Raw genomic sequence first — 17709 nt, forward strand, 5'->3', positions numbered from 1 at the left:
GACCACCTCGATGCGGTCGCGGAACTCCTGGGTGTGCTCGGCCAACCAGTCGGTGAGTACCTTCGCCGAACGGCCTGCTTGCACATCCAGCAGCCGCGCCGGCCCGGTGCCCTCGATCGTGGGGGTCAGATCTACCAGGATCGTGACATACGAGTCCTCACCGCCGCCGCGCACGTGTTTCCACTTGTGCTCATCGACCCCCAAGATCCGCACCCCTTGCAGGTGGGTCGGGTCGTCATAGACCAGGGTGCGGGCGGCATCGACCGCGAGGTTATTGACCAGGTCCCATCCCAGTCCCAGGGCCCGGGCCACGGCGCTGATGCTCATCTTGTCGATCGCCAAGCGCTGCAGGATCCACCGGGTGCACCGGTTGGTGGTCTTGGCCCCCACCGCGGCGCAGTCCAGCCGTTGCTGGAAGATCCGCTGCGGGCACTGGGTCCCGGTGCACCGATAGCGAGGCAGGCGCACGTGCAACCTGGTGGGATGGCCGGCCACCGGTACGTCGGTCAGCACCCGCACCACGTGATCCCGCAGGACCCCTTCGGCCCCGCAGGACGGGCAGAACGGCAACCCCTGGCGCGGTCGGGCCTGGATGATGGTGACGTCTGCGGCGTCGATGCTGGCCCCGGTGATCATCAGGTCCAACTCCGCGGTGCGACAGATGACATCAGCAACAGGGCAACCAGAAACAGCGGCAGAGCAGGTAGATTTCATCGCGGGCCTTGGGTGTTTGGATCGGACTGGTTAGCACCTCCAATCCTCACCCAAGGCCCACCTGCTCCCAGGCCCACCACGCCGCCTGATCAGCCCCTCAACGCACCCTCAAACCGGAAGAGCCGGTTTCAGTTCGGTCTCACGAGCGCCCTTTCGCGCGCACAACCCTGAGGCAGAACCCACACCCGGACGATGAAACCGGTCACGGCTGATCCGCCGGCCAATGCTACGGGAACCCAAAGAATCGATCCTCCGAGCGTCAATAGGAGCACCACCGCAGCCAGGACCATCACGAACTCGACCAGGGTGATCATCAGGGTTGTTCGCTGCATACCCCGCACCGCGGCGAGGGACATGAAGGGCATCGACCCTGCGAAGATTACTGAACGAACCGCCCATCCGATCAAGCCAACCGTGGAGAGGGCGAACTCCCCCCCGGTGAGAATCGGCCCGAGCCACGGCAGTATGAGGAAGAAGGTGCCACAGAGCAAGGCAGAGCCGGCTGCCAGGAACCACGCGTGGCGGTCTGCAGTCCTGACCTGACGTTCCAGCGGTACATGTTTCGCTGCCGCATACTGTGCGAACAGCACCGAAACGAGCCCCCCGATCACGATCAGCGTCGGCGCCATGTAGACGCGAGAAGCCTCCAACTCGCCGACGGCCGCTGCCGAGACCAATGCGAGACCGAGCAACCGGGTCGCTGCCTGAAGCCCCGGTCGAAGCGACAACTGAACAGCACGGTTCGTGCCATAACTCCCAACGAGCCCGACGTCAGCCCCCCGCCACGGGGCGAGGTAGCGATCAGACCGGGGCAGAAGGACAATCGCGACCAGTGCTGCGACTGCTTGTCCGACCGCCAACGCAAACAGCAGATGAACGAGTTCTAGGTCTCCCTTATTGAGCACAGCGAGGATGGTCAGCACCACGGTGAGCAACCCGGCCATGTCCACCAGGACGATCCGCCAGAACCGCAAGTTGGCCATTAGCAGCCGGCGAAGGGCGTCCTCCAGCAGGAAGAACACTGTTGCGGCGCCAAACGCAATGGCTGTCACCCCACCTGTCATGCCCGCGGCCCAAGCACCGGCGGCAACGACAAGGCCCAACCCGAAAGATAGACCGAGCCACCACGTCTGCAGCCCCGCACGCACTGTTGCAGCCTGCCGATCGAGGACTGTCAGAGAGTCACCGACGAAACCCGTCGACACACCCGTTACCACGATGACGAGCCCGTAGAGAGCCGCGAAGACACCGAGTCCTTCCAACCCGAGGAGCCGCACCGCCAAGATCTGCAGGACAAAACTGGCACCGGCCTGCGAGCATTGTGCTGCGATTCCGCCGAGCGCACCCCAACTGCGACCGAGTCCTGCCAACCGGTCTCGGGTGTTGCGGACCGACACTTCAGCCACTGCAGATGCTTGAGTCATTCGGGGATCGTGGTTGTCCGGAGATCCGTGAACCTTGCCTCCACCGGAGCGTTGTCCACCGATCCGCTCAGGTAGGTCACCAGCGCCAGACCGCCGGGACGCTGTAGTTCGGGTGTCGAGTCGGTGGTGGTGACCTGCCAATCTGTCGGCTCTTCGTCGGTCGTGCGCCAGATCCTGGCACGCAACGTAGTCGCGTCCTCTCCCTCGGCCTGGAACCTCACGTTGAACACATCGCCTGCTTGATAGGTGGCGCCGGGAACGACGACATGACTGAGGTTCGTCTCCGTGCCGTTCACTGTCCTGGTGAGAAGAAGCATGGTCTGGTTCGGCTGGAACCGGATCTTCATGCGGTAACTTTCATTCCCCACTCGGCGTGAATCGACGGAGATGTACGTATCCCCGCCGGAGGGCGGCTTGTCCAGTGACAGCGTGAGGGCGGTATCGGAGTCCAACGCGCCGAGGTCTCCGAGTTGGATCCGTGGTCCTGTACCCGCACTAGCCATCCGAATGACGCCGTGCCCGTCCTCCACCCGGAAGTTGGAAGCGGCTCCAGTCGGTTGCCAATTGCCCCCGACGTCCGCTTGCCCCCAGGCACCGGCCACGGTTCGATCGAACGCGTCGGCAGCCAGGAGGACCTCTCCAGCAGGCGGACTCTCCACGCTAACCTCGTAACTCACGCTGTGGGTGGCGCCCTCATCATCGGTGACCGTCAGGGTCACCTGATAGGTCCCAGGTTCGGCGTAAGTGTGGCTGACCTGCTCCCCCTCACCAGTGTTCCCATCACCGAAGTCCCAGGAGAACTCCTCCACCGTCCCATCGGGATCAGTCGACCCCGAGGCATCGAAGCCCACCTGCAAGCCCTCGACCACATGATCAAACTCCGCCACCGGCGCTTCGTTGTCCGGGGGGTCTTCGGTGTCGGCGATGTCCACCTCGTGGGTGACTGCGTGGGTGGCGCCCTCATCATCGGTGACCGTCAGGGTCACCTGATAGGTCCCAGGTTCGGCGTAAGTGTGGCTGACCTGCTCCCCCTCACCAGTGTTCCCATCACCGAAGTCCCAGGAGAACTCCTCCACCGTCCCATCGGGATCAGTCGACCCCGAGGCATCGAAGGCCACGGTCGACTCCTCGATGAGGCTGGTGAAGGCGGCCACCGGGGCTTGGTTCACCGGTTGCCCACCCACGGCGCCCACGTGCAGGTTGTCGAAGGAACTGACAACCGGGGCGTTCGTGGTCGAGCCGGACAGGTAGGTGCGCAGTCCAATCCCGCCCGCGCCTTGCAGTTCCGGCACCGAGTCCGAGGCGTTGACCTGCCAGTTCGCCGGCTCAGGGTCACCCACGCGCCAGACCTTGCCGTGCAGTTCCGTCGGGGTGGTCCCTTCGGCGATCAACCGCAGCCGCAGGGCCTGACCGGGTTCGTAGTCCAGTGGGATCGTGACGTTGTCCAGGAACTGATCGGCACCATTGACCGTGGCGGTCAACAGCACCTGCGTCCCGGTGGGCATCGAGCGTGCGATCAGCCGGTAGTCGTTATTGCCTGTCCGCCGCACGGCTAGGTAGTTGTAGGCCCCACCACCGGTGGCGGCCTGATCCATCGCCACATCAACGGTGGCATCAACATCCTGCGCCGAGACCGCGTTCAGCCAGATCGCCGGCCCCGAACCCGCCCCCGGCACCCGGATCTGACCAGCGCCCGAACCGACCGAGAACAAACTGGCGGTATTCGTGCTCGACCAGTTTCCGCCGAGGTCGGCAGCACCCCACCCATTAGTAACGCTCCGGTCGAAGGTGTCAGTGGCGTGGGTCACCGGCGCCGGCGAACCGGTGACGTCGACCTCCTCGATCACCGAGTGCTCCGCACCATCATCATCGACCACGGTCAGCCTGACCGTGTAGGTCCCAGCCGCCGCGTAAGTGTGGGACGTGGTACTGCCCGAGCCGGAGTTGCCATCCCCGAACTCCCACGCGTAACTGGTGATCGACCCGTCCGGATCGAACGAATCCGAACCATCCAGGCTCACCCCCAGCCCATTGACCGTCGCGGTGAACGCAGCCACGGGCGGCTCATTCTCCGTCGGCGGAGCCTGCACCACCACGGCCTGGGTGTCGCTGCCCTCGGCCCCCTCACCATCAGCCACCGTCAACGTCACATCGTAGGAACCAGCCTCAGCGTAGGTATGCACCACCACTTGCCCGGTTGCCGTGGAGCCATCACCCAAGACCCATTCATAGGACTCGATCGCCCCATCGGGATCACTGGAACCACTCCCATCCAAGGTCACGGTCAACCCCGAGACCGAGGAGGTAAAGGAGGCCTCGGGTGCTTGGTTCACCGGCGGCGCAGTCACCGTCACCGACTCGCTATAGGTGCCCTGCGCGCCATCATCATCGGTCACCGTCAAGGTGACCTCAAATGTTCCCGGCTCCGCATAGGTGTGCTGCGCACTCACCCCGGCCCCCGTGCCACCGTCACCGAAGTCCCACTCCCAAGACTCGATCGTGCCATCGGAGTCAGTCGAATCCGACCCGTCCACACTCACAGTCAGATCGTTGGTCACCGCCATGAACGCCGCCGTCGGCGCCGCATTGGCCGGAGGTTCGATGACCGTCACCTCACGCGAGGCACTATCGGCCTCACCATCATCATCAGTCACCGTCAACGTAACCGTGTACTCCCCAGCCTCGGTATACGTGTGGTTCGCAATCAGACCCTCACCACTACTACCGTCACCGAAGTCCCAGTCGTAGGCCACAATCTCACCATCGGGATCGGAAGACTCCGAGGCATCAACCGAGACCATCAAATCGGTCACCGACACCTCGAACTCAGCCACCGGCGGCACATTCACCGGCGGCTCAACCACACTCACCTCCCGGGTCAACTCCGCAGACGCACCATCATCATCAGTCACCGTCAAGGTCACCTGATACGTCCCCGACTCGGCGTACGTGTGACTCGGACTCACCCCAGAACCGGTATCCCCATCACCGAAATCCCACTCATAAGACACAATCGCACCATCAGAATCCGAAGACCCCGACGCATCGAAGGCCACCTGCAAGCCCTCGACCACATGATCAAACTCCGCCACCGGCGGAACGTTCGGGACGTTGCCGCTGCCGAGGGTGTAGTGGTCCAGGACGTCCTCGGCCTCCAATGCGCGGGCGTAGACCGCCACCTCATCGATCGTCCCGTTGAGGTAGTTGCTGGAGGCTCCGGACCAGACTCGGTCGCCACCTGCGCGCCAGTGGCCGGTGAAACTCTCCGCTGCGGTGTTCGGGTCGCTGTCCACCAATACGCCGTCGACATAGAGCCGCATTCCCGCGTCCGAGAGGGTGGAGACCACGTGGTGCCACTCGCCGTCGTTGTACGAGTCCGGGGAGGTGACCCGCACCTCCGCGCCCGGGTACACACCGAACGTGAGTTGTCCCGTGTTGAGCATGTAGGTATGCCGGTCGTAATTGTTGGACAGAGAGGTCCGCTGATTCCCGAATCCGATGATCTTTCCACCCGCAGTACTGGTGGTGCGGAACCACGCCTCGGTCGTGAACACCTGCGGGTTGTTGAAGGTGTTGACCGAGGCGACGTAGCCGGTCGAGCCGTTGAACGCTACTGCGGTGTCGGTCGTTCCGAGCACCGCACCCGTCTCGCCCTTGGTGTGGCCGCCGTAGTAGGTTCCGCTGTTGTTCATCCAGCCGGAGTCGTTGGCCGTTGACCCCGACGATTCGCCGAGACGCCAGTACAGGTCCGGCTCCTGGGCGAAGACCGCTTGGCCGTAGGGGTCCTCCGGCGGTGTCGGTAGCGCTGAGGCGCGTCCGGAGGCCACGTAATGGTCGTTGACTTGTTCGGGAGTCAGGGCGTGCTCGTAGACCGACATGTGCGCGATCGAGCCGTTGAAGTTCGCCGTGCCGGCGCTCGGCCAGCCACTCTGGCTGTCACCACCGAGGCGCCAGTGACCGATGTACTCCTCGGGGTTGGTGATGTCGTGGCGCTGGGCAACGAGCGTTCCGTTGACGTACAGCCGCGCCGTGGAACCTGACAGGGTCGCCACCGCCTGGGTCCACTGGTTGTTGTTGTGCTGACTCTGGCTACTGAGCACCTTCGCGCCGTCCGAGCGAAGGCCGAAGTGCACCCGCCCGCTGTTGGCGAGGTAGATCTGGCGGTCCCGGTGTGCGGAGTTGCCGACCTGCAGGTCCCCGAAGCCGAGCAACCGTCCGCTACTGGCCCCGGTCCGGAACCAGACCTCGGTGGAGAACTCGGTCGGTGCAGCGTCGGTGCCGAAGGCGTAGATCCGCCCGTTGTTGGTTCCGTTCACGCTCACCGCCGGATTCTCGGCGATCGGGCCGTTCGGCACGTTGAACGTGACGGCGCTGCCCGGTACGCCGTGGTAGCCGCCGGCGTGGTCGGCGATCGTCGACGATCCCGGTGCATCGTTCAACGGCCAGTAGATCTTCGGGTCGTCGGCCAGCACGGCCTGGCCGTAGTCGTGGCGCTCATACGATGTCGGGACGGTTACCTGGCGGCTGGAGCCCCACACCCGGTTGCCCGTGGAGTCATCGATCGTGATCTGGTACGTGTACGTCTGCCCCGGGTTCAAACCGGTGTCGACGTGGGCCAGTCCCGGGGTATGCCACCAATTCGAGGCCGCATCGAAACTGGCAACGACCCCGCCTGGTGTCCGCCGGACCTCGTAACGCAACTCCTGGTCGTCCGGGTCCCAGCCGGCCGTCCAACTCACCTTGACCGCTCCGGGCGCCACCGGCATCAGGTCCGGCACCAACTGGTTGCCGTGCACGGCCGGGCCCCGATTGCCTGGAGCGATCGGCTGGGTGGCGAAACGCACCAGGCCCTGCTGGAGGGAGCCGTTGACGCGGGGGAACTCACCGCCCAGGACGACGTAGGTGTCGTTGCCCTCGACCGTCCAGGATGCCTGGGACATGCCCGTGTAGGACCCCATCGAGGTGGTGGGCAGCCAGTGCAGGATGGAGGGACTGGGCTGGCCGTCCCAGTTCGCATAACCGTGCACCTCACGGATGTTGGTTCCGGTGGCCTCATGGGTCCAGGCCATGTTGTGCTGGAAGCGCCACGGGTTGTACTGCGGGAACCCGAGGGAGGTGTTGCCGCAGTAATGGGCGTGCCCGGCCGCGTAGAGCGCATGCGTGCCGGGGTAGACGTCGTAGGTGTCGCCGTGACAGTCCGCCACCCACACCAGGTCACCGGTCTCCACGTCTAACCGCCAGGGGCCCTCCTGGTTGCCACCGGGCCCGAAGTGCCAGCCCGAACCGTAGACCGTGCCGTTCGCGATCTTCACACTGTCGATCGCCGAGTCCGGGCCGGCGTTGCTGATCACGACGGGCCACGGCACCACGGTGCCATCGGCGGCATCGATCTTCGCCAGACCACGGGCGGAGGCCTCGTTGATCGTCTCGAAGTGCCCGCCGGCGATGACGTACCCGCCGTCCTCTGTGACATCCAGGGCGTGCACCGGCCGGTTCGCACGAGGCTGCCACCCGAGCAGCGCGCCGTTGCCGGCGTTGAACGCGGCAAGGTTCTGGCGTGCCTGGCCACCGACGCTCGAGAAGGAACCGCCGGCGTAGACCGTGTTCCCGCTGACCGCGATGCCCCGTACGGTCGATGTGATATTCGGGGCAAAGTTCGAGATGAGCGCACCCGTGGCGGCATCGAACGCCGCGATGCGTCCCCGAGGTTGTCCGTTCACCTGCGTGAAGTCTCCGCCGATGTAGATCCGGCTCCCGTCGGGTGAGGCCTTCACCACCCGTACCTGGCCGTTCACCGTCGGGTTCCACGAGGTCATCACCCCGGTGCTCAGGGTGTAGGACATGAGATTCGGACGCGGACTCTGGTTCGTCCCGGCACTTGCGCCGGCGGGACGTGCGTGCGTGAAACTCCCGCCCACGAACACGGTGTTGCCGACGACCTCCTGGTCCCACGCCACACCGTTGATCTGCGCGGTGGGGAGCGCGTCAGCGGTGACCACCTCGCCGGGTCGCGGCAGCAACGGGCTGACCGCCGCTTCGGCGCGCTCGGACCCGGTCAGTGCGAGGAGACCGGTCCCCAGGCCAAGGGCCAGGACCAGGGCCGCCGCAAGTCGACGACGAGGAGAAGCGGTTTTCCGAGACATCAGATCTCCTTAGGAGGGATCGCCGGTGAAGACTGCGACCGCAACATCCGGGACCGGGTTGACCGTGACAGTGATCGGGGTGGCGACGTCCTCCGGGAGCCGGAAGACGTAGGTGGCCTCGGCGCTGTCGCCGACGGCCAACGGACCGAAGAAGGGATCGGCTGGCGGGCCACCCATCGGGCTCAAAGGCACGTCGTCAGCGTCCTCGGCATTGACTGTGACCCAGCCGAGGTCGAGTTGCTCCTCGGTGTCATTGGAGAGGCGTACCGAGACGATGATCCCCGGACCGCTGATCTCACCGGCCGTCCGGGCCTCGACGTCGGCCCGGGCCAGGTCGAGAACGGTGACGGTTGCCACGTCCCCGACCTCGGTTTCGGTCCCGAGGTCTACGGCCGGCAGGAACTCCTGATCCTCGACGGCGACCTCGGTATAGATGTCCCCGCCCCCGGGTGCGGCGGCGGGACTGCTCGGCCCACCGGGGGTGGGTTGGTCGTCCGGATCAGCCGAGTCGGCCGGATCACCCGAGTCGTCGGCATCGGAGCCGGCGTCGTCGGCACCGGCACCAGGGGCATCCTGGTCCTGCTCCGGATCGTCCTGCCCGGCTGCCCCATCAGGGGCCGAGCTCGGTGACTCTTGTGGTGCGGCGGGTTCCTGACTCTCGCTGGAACAGCCAGCCACCACCAGCACCATGAGCATTAGTGCGGCGACGCAGCGGATCCTGCGACGCCGTGGCCCGGCGTGGCCATCACGCCCACCCCGGCCGGAATCGCCTGGACTGCCTGGACTGCCTGACCCTACGACCTTGCTTCTCATCCCCGATGTCCTTCAGTCAGTTACAGCCGTGCGGCTGTATTCGCGGCGTGTATGAACTCCCGCAACGAAGTCGAAGAAGTTCGAGCGGTATAGGGGAAGTAGACGACCTGGGCGCCGACCTCAGCCATCTCCTGCTCGAGCAGGAGCCCCTTGACGGTCCCCTGCCAGTCATCGCCCTTGAAGAGCACGTCGAACCTGTTGTCGTGCCAGGCGAGTCGCTTGTCCTGGGAGTGGTCCGCGACCGCGCGGTCCACCAGGCGCAGATTGGCGACGATGTCCAGCCGCTCACTGAACGGGATGACCGGTGACCGGTTCTTCATCGCCTCCAGAGACTCATCCGTGGCCACACCCGCGATCAGATAGTCGCAGCGCTCACGGGCGGCTCGCAGCACGTTCAAGTGTCCGATATGGAACAGGTCGAAACCTCCGGGCACATATCCCACAACAGTCATCAGCGTCTTCCCCGATCGATTCCGAAACCATGGTGCTCACGCCGGCAAGCGGAGGTACGCCCCCGTCGGGGGTCCGAGGGCGCACCTCCTCCAGCCGGCGCGAGCGCACGGCAGTTTGTGATGTCAGTACGCACCTCGACCTCCGACCACCGCGCCCGCGGTGCGGGCGAGGATCTTCAGGTCGGCCCGCACACTGCGGTTGTCCACGTACCGAAGGTCCAGTTGGACCGATTCGTTCCAGTCAAGATCAGAGCGCCCCGAGACCTGCCACAGGCCGGTCAGCCCGGGCTTGGCCAGCAGCCGGTGGTAGGCGCGGTCGTCATACTCGGCGACCTCGCGCGGCAGCGGCGGACGCGGCCCCACCAGGGACATGTCGCCCCGCACGACGTTCCACAATTGGGGCAACTCGTCGATGGAGAAGCGGCGCAGGATCCGGCCCACGGGTGTGACCCTGGGGTCCTCGCGCATCTTGAACAGCACGCCGTTGCCATCGCTCTGCTGGACCAGTTGGGCCAGGCGCTCCTCGGCGTCGACGTACATGGTGCGCAACTTCAGCATCGTAAAAGGCACTCCGTCCTCACCGACCCGGGTCTGACGGAAGAACACCGCGCCGGGACTGGTCACCTTGACCGCCAGCATCGCCGGCGCCAAGACGGCCATCGCCATCACGGTCAGCACCAGGCCCAGACCGCGGTCCATCGCCGCCTTCAGCAACATTGTGACCCGGGAGGGGCCCAGCGCGATTCGGACCATCGGGGTGCCCTTGACCGAGACCAGTTCGGTGCGGTGTGAGGCGACCTCGGCGACGTCCGGCGCCACCAGGAGGTTCACACCGAGCGGTTCGAGCCGCCAGCTCAACTGCCGCAGTTCCTCCGCGGTGAGGGCGTCCGCGGCCACCAGCACCGTGTCCGCACCGAGTTGCCGCACCAGTCCGGGCGCCTCGGCTACGCCGCCGAGCACGTCGTCGTCCTTGCCCAGTGCGCCCCCGGGCCGGCACCGGCCCAGGATGGTCACTCCCTGACCGCCGGGCTCGCGCATCAGACCAGCGAGCCCACCGAAGGAGTCGGCTGCCCCGATCATGAGCACCCGCCGGTCCAGATCGCCGTCCCGGCGCAGGCGCCGGATCACCAACTGGTGCACCCCGCGCATCAGGGCCGCCATTGCGACGCTGACGCTCACGGAGTGCAGGAGCAGTGGTTGCGGGATCTCCACCACGCCGAAGTAGGCCAGGCCCATCGCGACGGCCACTGCCACGAGGATCCCGTTGAGCAGTGCCCGCAGGTCCTGGCGGGCCAGGCCCCAGTGGTCGCGCCGGTACCCTCCGCGCAGGGCGACCACAACGGTGATCACCGCGCCGGCACAGAATCCGGCGGCCAGGGCGTGCAACGGGGAGTACGTCAGCCCGGTGACGACGGCGACGGCGATCGAGACGGCCATCAGGTCCGCTGTGGCCATCCCGACGGTGAGCACCGAGGCCTGGGGCCGCAGCGTCTCCCGCAGCCATCCGGTGCGCCGGTTGACCAGGTCGAAGCGATCCAGAACCGCCGAGTAGACGCTCATACGCTTGTCCCGGTAGGTGCGGTCCGGGGGCCAAAGGTGCGAAGGGACAGGCGCGTCGATACGACCATCGCGATCCCTCCGATTCCTACTGGAGGGCCCTGCTGCCCCGGATCCGATACCGAGAGGGCGCTCCCCCGAACACTGCTGAGTCAACCCCTCATCGGTGCCGTGGATCCATGACGGGACCGGATGATTCCGCCCGGACGTCGGGTGAGCCGCGCGAGGCTCCGACGTCACCGCAGGACGATGCGGGGTGAGGGTTCAGGGTGACCAGAAGCATGAACGGGAGCCGAACACGGGTCCACGGCAAGGCGAATCTCCGCGGAACGGGCGGGTGAACCCGCCTCACCCCCGGCTCACCCGCACCGGTCGTGTGCGGGGTACCGCCGTCCTCGATGTGGCGGGGCCGGGGACGGACATGTCGGCCGCGGGCGGGCGCGACGACGTCGCTCGGGCGGGTCCGACGACGTCGCTCGGGTACGTTCAGCCCGCGCGGGTCACCCGTGGAGCATGCCCGACGGCGTGGACGGGGGGAAGTCCGGCCCGTCCGGCCCGCCCAGGGCATGCCCGATGACGTGGGCGGGGGTGGGCTGGTCGGCCCCGGTCAGTGCGTGGTGGCTGCCCTCAGCACGAGTGTCAGTCCAGCGGTGCGACGGCGACGCCGCGGGCGGCCAGTTCGGCTGCTCCCCCATCGGGTGCGGTCAGCACCCATATCCCGCCGTCGTGCACCGCGACGGTGTGTTCCCAGTGGGCGGCGCGGGACCCGTCGGTGGTGACCACGGTCCAGTCATCGGCCAGCACCTTTGTCTCGGCGCCGCCACGGGTGATCATCGGCTCGATCGCCACGCACAGGCCGGAGCGGACCTTGGGTCCACGGTGGGTGGAGCGGATGTTCAGCACGTCGGGAGGCTGGTGCATCGCCGACCCGATGCCATGGCCCACATACTCGGCCACGATGCCCAGCGTCGTGTTCTCCCGGGCCGCGGCGCGCTCGATCTCGTCCTGGATCGCGTCGCCGACGACGCCCAGGCGCTGCCCCTTGGCAAGCGCAGCGATCCCGGCCCACATGGCCGATTGCGTCACCTGGCTCAGCAGGTGGTCACCCGGATCTCCGGGATCGCCGTCACCGGCTCCCACCACGACGGTGAACGCGGCGTCGCCGTGCCAGCCCTCCACCACGGCACCACAGTCGGCCGAGAGCACGTCGCCTGCTTCCAGGACCCGCTCACCGGGGATGCCGTGCACCACCTCATCGTTGACCGACAGGCACACGTGCGCGGGGTAGCCGTGGTAGCCGAGGAAGTTCGAGGTAGCACTGGCGCGCTCGAGCACTCCGGCAGCGACGGCATCCAACTCTGCGGTGCGCACTCCGGGCACCGCCGCCGCGCGGATCGCCGCATGGATATCGGCCACCACCAGGCCCGCCTTGCGCATCCGACGGATCTGATCGGTGGTCTTGTACTCGATCTTCGAGAACAACCGCCTGGCGCCTACTCCTGGGGGGCAGCGTCGTCGTGGCCGGCAGCCTGGCCCAGCCGCGGGTTCAATGCCGCCAGGATCCGCTCGGTCACCTCATCGACCGCGCCCAGACCGTCCACCTGCACCAGCAGCCCACGCTCTTCGTAGACGGTGGTCAGCGGCGCGGTCTGCTCGGCGTAGACCTGCATCCGGCGGCGGATCACGTCCTCGGTGTCGTCGCTACGGCCCTGCTCGGCGGCACGGCCCAGCAGCCGGGCGATCACCTCATCGGTGCCCGCAGTAAGTTCGACCACCGCATCCAGGCTCTTGCCCGCCTCGTTGAGCATCCGGTCCAGTTCGGCCACCTGCACAGCGGTGCGCGGGTAGCCGTCCAGGAGGAAGCCCTCGGCGGCGTCGGGCTGGGCCAGGCGGTCGGCCACCATCGCGTTGGTGACCTCATCGGGTACGTACTCGCCGGCGTCCATGTACCGCTGGGCGCGCTGGCCGAGTTCGGTGCGCTCGGCCACGTTGGCCCGGAAAATATCGCCGGTGGAGACGGCCGGGATGTTGAGCTGCTCGGCCAGGCGGGCCGCCTGGGTGCCCTTGCCCGCTCCGGGCGGGCCGAGCAGGATGATGCACTTGCTCATCGCAGGAACCCTTCGTAGTGACGCTGCTGGAGTTGTGCGTCGATCTTCTTGACCGTATCGAGGCCGACGCTAACCAGGATCAGGAGTGAGACCCCACCGAAGGGGATGTTGGAACTGACACCCATCAGTTTGAACGCGATGGTGGGGATCAGCGCCACGATGGCCAGGTAGATCGCGCCCACCGTGGTGATCCTGGTGATCACGTACCGCAGGTACTCCGCGGTGGGCCGGCCGGCGCGGATACCTGGGATGAAGCCGCCGTAACGCTTCATGTTGTCCGCCACGTCGTCGGGGTTGAACGTGATCGAGGTGTAGAAGAACGCGAAGAAGATGATGAGCAGGGTGTAGATGGCGATGTGGATGTTCGCCGCAGGGTCCTGCAGGTTCTCGAGGACCCACTGCACCCAGCCGGTGGTCTGATCCTCGGCGAACTGCACCGCCAGCGTCGGCAGTGCCAGCAGCGAGGACGCGAAGATCACCGGGATCACACCGGACATGTTGATCTTGATCGGGATGTAGGTGGAGGAACCGCCGTACATCCGCCGGCCCACCATCCGCTTGGCGTACTGCACCGGGATCCGGCGCTGGGACTGCTCCACGAACACGATCAGCACGATCACCACCGCACAGATCAGCAGGAACAGCACCACGTTCAGCACGCCGTCCTCGGCGGCCGCGATCTGCTGGACCGCACTGGGGAAGCTGGCCGCGATGGAGGTGAAGATCAGTAGGGACATGCCGTTGCCGACGCCGCGCTCGGTGACCAGTTCACCCAGCCACATGATCAGCCCGGTCCCGGCGGTCATGGTCAGGATCATCAGGACCAGGGTGGACCAGTTGTCGTCCGGAATGATCGGGACCTCACAGCCCGGGAACAGGTTCCCGGTGCGGGCCACGGTGATGATCGTGGTGGCCTGCAGCACGGCCAGGAAGATGGTCAGGTAGCGGGTGTACTGGGTCAGCACCGCCGTGCCCGACTGGCCCTCCTTGTGCAGTTCCTCGAACCGCGGGATCACGACCCGCAGCAGTTGCACGATGATGCTCGCGGTGATGTAGGGCATGATCCCCAGCGCGAACACGCTCAACTGCAGCAGGGCGCCCCCGCTGAACAGGTTGATCAGCCCCAGCACGTCCCCGCCCTCGGTGGGTTGACCGGCGATGCAGACCTGCACGTTGCCGTAATCGACCCCCGGGGTGGGGATGAAGGAACCAAGGCGGAAGAGCGCCATGATCCACAGCGTGAACAGCAACTTCCGCCGCAGATCGGGTGTGCGGAAAGCCCGCACGAATGGGCTGAGCAATGGTCCTCCTGCTACATCGGCCGCGCACGGCCCGGTCCGGGCGTGGCGGTGTGCTCCACTACGACCCTACCGGGCATCACGCATCGGCAATGATGGGTTGGCCGGGTCGGCAGCGGGCCTCGGGACGCCGAACGCGGCGGCTCGGGATATGACTCCCGATGCCGCCGCCTTCACGCATCGTCTCAAGCCTGCTCGACGCTGCCGCCGGCCGCCTCGATCTTCTCCTTGGCCGAGGCCGAGGCCGCGTCCACGGTGATGGCGATCTTGACGCTGATCTCGCCCGAACCGAGGAGCTTGACCGGGTGACCGCCGCGCACGGCGCCCTTGGCCACCAGGTCCTCCACGGTCACTGTGCCGCCGTCGGGGTACAGGGCGGACAACCGGTCGAGGTTGACCACCTGATACTCGGTCTTGAACGGGTTGTTGAACCCGCGCAGTTTCGGCAGGCGCATGTGCAGCGGGGTCTGCCCACCCTCGAACCGGGCCGGAACCTGGTTACGGGCCTTGGTGCCCTTGGTGCCACGGCCGGCGGTGGTGCCGCGACCGGAGCCGTCCCCACGTCCCACCCGCTGCTTGCGGGTCCTGGCGCCGGGTGCGGGACGCAGGTGATGCACCTTCAGCGCCGGCGCCGCCGACTCGGTGGACTCGCCCGCCTGCTTGTCGTTCTGCTCGGCCATGGCTTACTCGACCTCCTCAACGGTGACCAGGTGGGCCACCTTGTCGACCATCCCGCGGATCTCCGGACGATCCTCCTGCACCACCGTGTCACCGATGTGCTTGAGGCCCAGGCTCCGCAGCGTGTCGCGCTGGCTCTGTCGCCCGCCGATCGCGGACTTCTTCTGGGTGACCTTCAGTTCACTCATGACGCCACGCTCGCGGAGGCGTCGGTCGAACCTTCACCCGAGGCCGCATCATCGGCGTTCTGCCCACGGCCCTCGGCCTGGGCGCGCAGCAATGCGGCCGGCGCGACGTGGTCCAGGGGCAGGCCACGGCGTGCCGCGACAGCCTCGGGCTGCTCCAGGGACTTCAGCGCCGCCACCGTGGCGTGCACGATGTTGATCGCGTTGGTCGAGCCCAGGGACTTGGACAGCACGTCGTGGATCCCGGCGCAGTCCAGCACGGCGCGGACCGGACCACCGGCGATGACTCCGGTACCCGGGGACGCCGGGCGCAGCAGCACCACACCGGCGGCGTCCTCACCCTGCACCTTGTGCGGGATGGTGTTCTTGATCCGGGGCACGGGGAAGAAGTTCTTCTTCGCCTCGTCCACGCCCTTGGCGATCGCCGCAGGCACTTCCTTGGCCTTGCCGTAGCCCACACCCACGGTGCCGTCGCCGTCGCCGACGACGACCAGTGCGGTGAAGCTGAACCGGCGGCCACCCTTGACGACCTTGGACACGCGGTTGATGGTCACGACGCGCTCGACGTAGTTCTTCTCCTCGTTCCCACCACGGCGGCCATCGCCACCGCGGCGGTCGCGCCGACCCCCGCTGCGGGAGTCGGCGCCACGGGAGTCAGTGCGCTCGGATCGGTTGTCGGCGCTCCCACTGCTACTGCGCTCGTTCCTACTGCGCTGCGGTGCAGCCATCATCGATTCCTTTGCTTGTCGGTGCGGATTCGGTCGGTCACAGGGACAGACCTCCTTCACGTGCGCCCTCCGCGAGCGCGGCCACACGGCCGTGGTAGCGGTTACCGCCGCGATCGAACACCGCGGTCTCGACGCCGGCGGACTTGGCGCGCTCGGCGATCAGTTCGCCGACCTTGCGGGCCTTGTCGGTCTTGACCCCGTCCGCGGCGCGCAGGTCGGCTTCCAGGGTGGAAGCCGAGGCCAGCGTGGTGCCGGTGGTGTCGTCGACCAACTGGGCCACCATGTGGCGCGCCGAGCGGTTGACCACCAGGCGGGGACGCTGCGGCGTGCCACTGATGCGCTTGCGCACCCGCAGGTGCCGGCGGGCGCGGGCGTTCCGCTTCCCGGTTCCCTTGATGGAGACAGCCATGGCTTACTTACCAGCCTTTCCGACCTTGCGGCGGACCTGCTCGCCCTCGTACCGCACACCCTTGCCCTTGTAGGGCTCGGGCTTGCGCAGCTTACGAATGTTCGCGGCGACCTCACCGACCTGTTGCTTGTCGATGCCGGAGACGGAGAACTTGGTGGGCGATTCCACCGTGAACGTGATGCCCTCGGGGGCGGTGACCGTGATGGGGTGGGAGAAGCCGAGCGCGAACTCCAGGGTGGAGCCCTTGGCCACGACGCGGTAACCGGTACCGACGATCTCCAGTTTCTTCTCGTACCCCTGCGTGACCCCCTGGACCAGGTTGGCCAGCAGGGTCCGGGTCAGGCCGTGCAGGGCGCGGGACTCCCGCTCCTCGTCCGGGCGGGACACCACCAGGGCGCCGTCATCGTCCCGGACCACGGTGATCGGGTCCGGCACGGTGTGGTTCAGGGTGCCCTTGGGGCCCTTGACGGTGACCGCAGCGCCGTCGATGCTGACATCGACGCCGCCGGGCACGGCTACTGGGACCTTTCCAATGCGTGACATGTTTCGATCCCTCCCGTCACCAGACGTAGGCGAGGACTTCCCCACCCACGCCCTTCTTCTCGGCCTGCTTGTCGGTGAGCAGACCCGAGGACGTGGACAGGATCGCCACGCCCAGGCCGCCGAGCACCTTGGGCAGGTTGTTGGACTTCGCGTACACCCGCAGACCCGGCTTGGACACGCGCCGCACACCGGCGAGCGAGCGCTCCCGGTTCGGCCCGAACTTCAAGTTCAGGGTGAGGGTCTTGCCGACCTCGGCGTCCTCGACGCTCCAGTCGCTGATGTAACCCTCCGCCTGCAAGATCTCGGCGATGTGGGCCTTGAGTTTGGAGTACGGCATCGCAGCCGACTCGTGGTACGCCGAGTTGGCGTTGCGCAACCGCGTCAACATGTCGGCGATGGGGTCTGTCATAGTCATGGGCTCTGCGCCCTTCCTCGTCGTGGTTTCCTACCCGGACCTTCGACGTAGTCGTCTTACCAGCTGCTCTTGGTCACGCCGGGGAGCTGGCCCTTCAGGGCCATCTCCCGCAGGCAGATACGGCACAGGCCGAACTTGCGGTACACCGAGCGCGGACGGCCGCACCTGGTGCATCGGGTGTAGGCGCGCACGCCGTACTTGGGCTTGCGGTTGGCCTTGTTGATCAGTGCAGTCTTGGCCAC

At 66.6% G+C, this 17709-nt stretch carries 16 protein-coding genes; all 16 read right to left on the reverse strand.

The features are described from left to right. A partial coding sequence (locus ACO0LV_RS02430) for a transposase family protein (RefSeq protein WP_424786278.1) occupies window positions 1–636 on the reverse strand: 636 nt, incomplete at its 3' end. 206 nt (window positions 637–842) lie between these two features. Continuing rightward, the gene (locus ACO0LV_RS02435; RefSeq protein ID WP_424786279.1) at window positions 843–2138 is read right to left on the reverse strand and encodes a hypothetical protein; all 1296 of its coding nucleotides are present in this window, start codon (window positions 2136–2138) and stop codon (window positions 843–845) included. Next, window positions 2135–8281 (reverse strand): PKD domain-containing protein, encoded by a 6147-nt coding sequence (locus ACO0LV_RS02440; protein ID WP_424786280.1) that lies wholly within the window; start codon window positions 8279–8281, stop codon window positions 2135–2137. Before ACO0LV_RS02440 ends, ACO0LV_RS02435 begins: the two co-directional genes overlap by 4 nt. Window positions 8282–8290: 9 nt before the next feature. Continuing rightward, on the reverse strand, window positions 8291–8959 hold the full coding sequence (locus tag ACO0LV_RS02445) for a hypothetical protein (RefSeq protein ID WP_424786281.1): 669 nt from the start codon (window positions 8957–8959) through the stop codon (window positions 8291–8293). A 155-nt stretch (window positions 8960–9114) separates the two neighbouring features. Then, the gene (locus ACO0LV_RS02450) at window positions 9115–9546 is read right to left on the reverse strand and encodes an adenylyltransferase/cytidyltransferase family protein (protein ID WP_424786282.1); all 432 of its coding nucleotides are present in this window, start codon (window positions 9544–9546) and stop codon (window positions 9115–9117) included. A 123-nt stretch (window positions 9547–9669) separates the two neighbouring features. Beyond that, window positions 9670–11106 carry a sugar transferase gene (locus tag ACO0LV_RS02455; RefSeq protein WP_424786283.1) on the reverse strand — a complete coding sequence of 479 codons (1437 nt, stop codon included), beginning with the start codon at window positions 11104–11106 and terminating at the stop codon, window positions 9670–9672. Window positions 11107–11742: 636 nt separating this feature from the next. Continuing rightward, window positions 11743–12585, reverse strand: a complete 843-nt coding sequence (map, locus tag ACO0LV_RS02460) for a type I methionyl aminopeptidase (protein ID WP_424786284.1) — start codon at window positions 12583–12585, stop codon at window positions 11743–11745. Window positions 12586–12596: 11 nt separating this feature from the next. Then, the gene (locus tag ACO0LV_RS02465) at window positions 12597–13211 is read right to left on the reverse strand and encodes an adenylate kinase (protein ID WP_424786285.1); all 615 of its coding nucleotides are present in this window, start codon (window positions 13209–13211) and stop codon (window positions 12597–12599) included. Continuing rightward, window positions 13208–14512 (reverse strand): preprotein translocase subunit SecY, encoded by a 1305-nt coding sequence (gene secY / locus ACO0LV_RS02470; RefSeq protein WP_424786286.1) that lies wholly within the window; start codon window positions 14510–14512, stop codon window positions 13208–13210. Before secY ends, ACO0LV_RS02465 begins: the two co-directional genes overlap by 4 nt. Window positions 14513–14694: 182 nt before the next feature. Further along, entirely contained in the window at window positions 14695–15189 is a 495-nt protein-coding gene (gene rplO, locus ACO0LV_RS02475) for a 50S ribosomal protein L15 (RefSeq protein WP_424786287.1), read from the reverse strand. A 3-nt stretch (window positions 15190–15192) separates the two neighbouring features. Continuing rightward, window positions 15193–15375 (reverse strand): 50S ribosomal protein L30, encoded by a 183-nt coding sequence (rpmD, locus tag ACO0LV_RS02480; RefSeq protein ID WP_424786288.1) that lies wholly within the window; start codon window positions 15373–15375, stop codon window positions 15193–15195. Continuing rightward, window positions 15372–16100, reverse strand: a complete 729-nt coding sequence (gene rpsE / locus ACO0LV_RS02485) for a 30S ribosomal protein S5 (RefSeq protein WP_424786289.1) — start codon at window positions 16098–16100, stop codon at window positions 15372–15374. Before rpsE ends, rpmD begins: the two co-directional genes overlap by 4 nt. A 37-nt stretch (window positions 16101–16137) precedes the next feature. After that, window positions 16138–16509 carry a 50S ribosomal protein L18 gene (gene rplR / locus ACO0LV_RS02490; RefSeq protein ID WP_424786290.1) on the reverse strand — a complete coding sequence of 124 codons (372 nt, stop codon included), beginning with the start codon at window positions 16507–16509 and terminating at the stop codon, window positions 16138–16140. 3 nt (window positions 16510–16512) lie between these two features. Next, window positions 16513–17052 (reverse strand): 50S ribosomal protein L6, encoded by a 540-nt coding sequence (rplF, locus tag ACO0LV_RS02495; protein ID WP_424786291.1) that lies wholly within the window; start codon window positions 17050–17052, stop codon window positions 16513–16515. A 16-nt stretch (window positions 17053–17068) separates the two neighbouring features. Next, a complete protein-coding gene (rpsH, locus tag ACO0LV_RS02500) occupies window positions 17069–17467 on the reverse strand; it encodes a 30S ribosomal protein S8 (RefSeq protein ID WP_424786292.1) in 399 nt (132 codons plus the stop codon). 56 nt (window positions 17468–17523) lie between these two features. Further along, window positions 17524–17709, reverse strand: a complete 186-nt coding sequence (locus ACO0LV_RS02505) for a type Z 30S ribosomal protein S14 (protein ID WP_424786293.1) — start codon at window positions 17707–17709, stop codon at window positions 17524–17526.

Source organism: Pseudactinotalea sp. Z1739, assembly GCF_049725055.1.
Classification (GTDB): domain Bacteria; phylum Actinomycetota; class Actinomycetes; order Actinomycetales; family Beutenbergiaceae; genus CALKWS01.

Excerpts from the sequence above, each read along its gene's own strand:
- ACO0LV_RS02435 (WP_424786279.1), bottom strand. The coding sequence starts at position 2,138 with ATGACTCAAGCATCTGCAGTGGCTGAAGTGTCGGTCCGCAACACCCGA.
- ACO0LV_RS02440 (WP_424786280.1), bottom strand. The coding sequence starts at position 8,281 with ATGTCTCGGAAAACCGCTTCTCCTCGTCGTCGACTTGCGGCGGCCCTG.
- ACO0LV_RS02450 (WP_424786282.1), bottom strand. The coding sequence starts at position 9,546 with ATGACTGTTGTGGGATATGTGCCCGGAGGTTTCGACCTGTTCCATATC.
- ACO0LV_RS02455 (WP_424786283.1), bottom strand. The coding sequence starts at position 11,106 with ATGAGCGTCTACTCGGCGGTTCTGGATCGCTTCGACCTGGTCAACCGG.
- ACO0LV_RS02465 (WP_424786285.1), bottom strand. The coding sequence starts at position 13,211 with ATGAGCAAGTGCATCATCCTGCTCGGCCCGCCCGGAGCGGGCAAGGGC.
- rplO (WP_424786287.1), bottom strand. The coding sequence starts at position 15,189 with ATGGCCGAGCAGAACGACAAGCAGGCGGGCGAGTCCACCGAGTCGGCG.
- rpmD (WP_424786288.1), bottom strand. The coding sequence starts at position 15,375 with ATGAGTGAACTGAAGGTCACCCAGAAGAAGTCCGCGATCGGCGGGCGA.
- rpsE (WP_424786289.1), bottom strand. The coding sequence starts at position 16,100 with ATGGCTGCACCGCAGCGCAGTAGGAACGAGCGCAGTAGCAGTGGGAGC.
- rplR (WP_424786290.1), bottom strand. The coding sequence starts at position 16,509 with ATGGCTGTCTCCATCAAGGGAACCGGGAAGCGGAACGCCCGCGCCCGC.
- rplF (WP_424786291.1), bottom strand. The coding sequence starts at position 17,052 with ATGTCACGCATTGGAAAGGTCCCAGTAGCCGTGCCCGGCGGCGTCGAT.
- rpsH (WP_424786292.1), bottom strand. The coding sequence starts at position 17,467 with ATGACTATGACAGACCCCATCGCCGACATGTTGACGCGGTTGCGCAAC.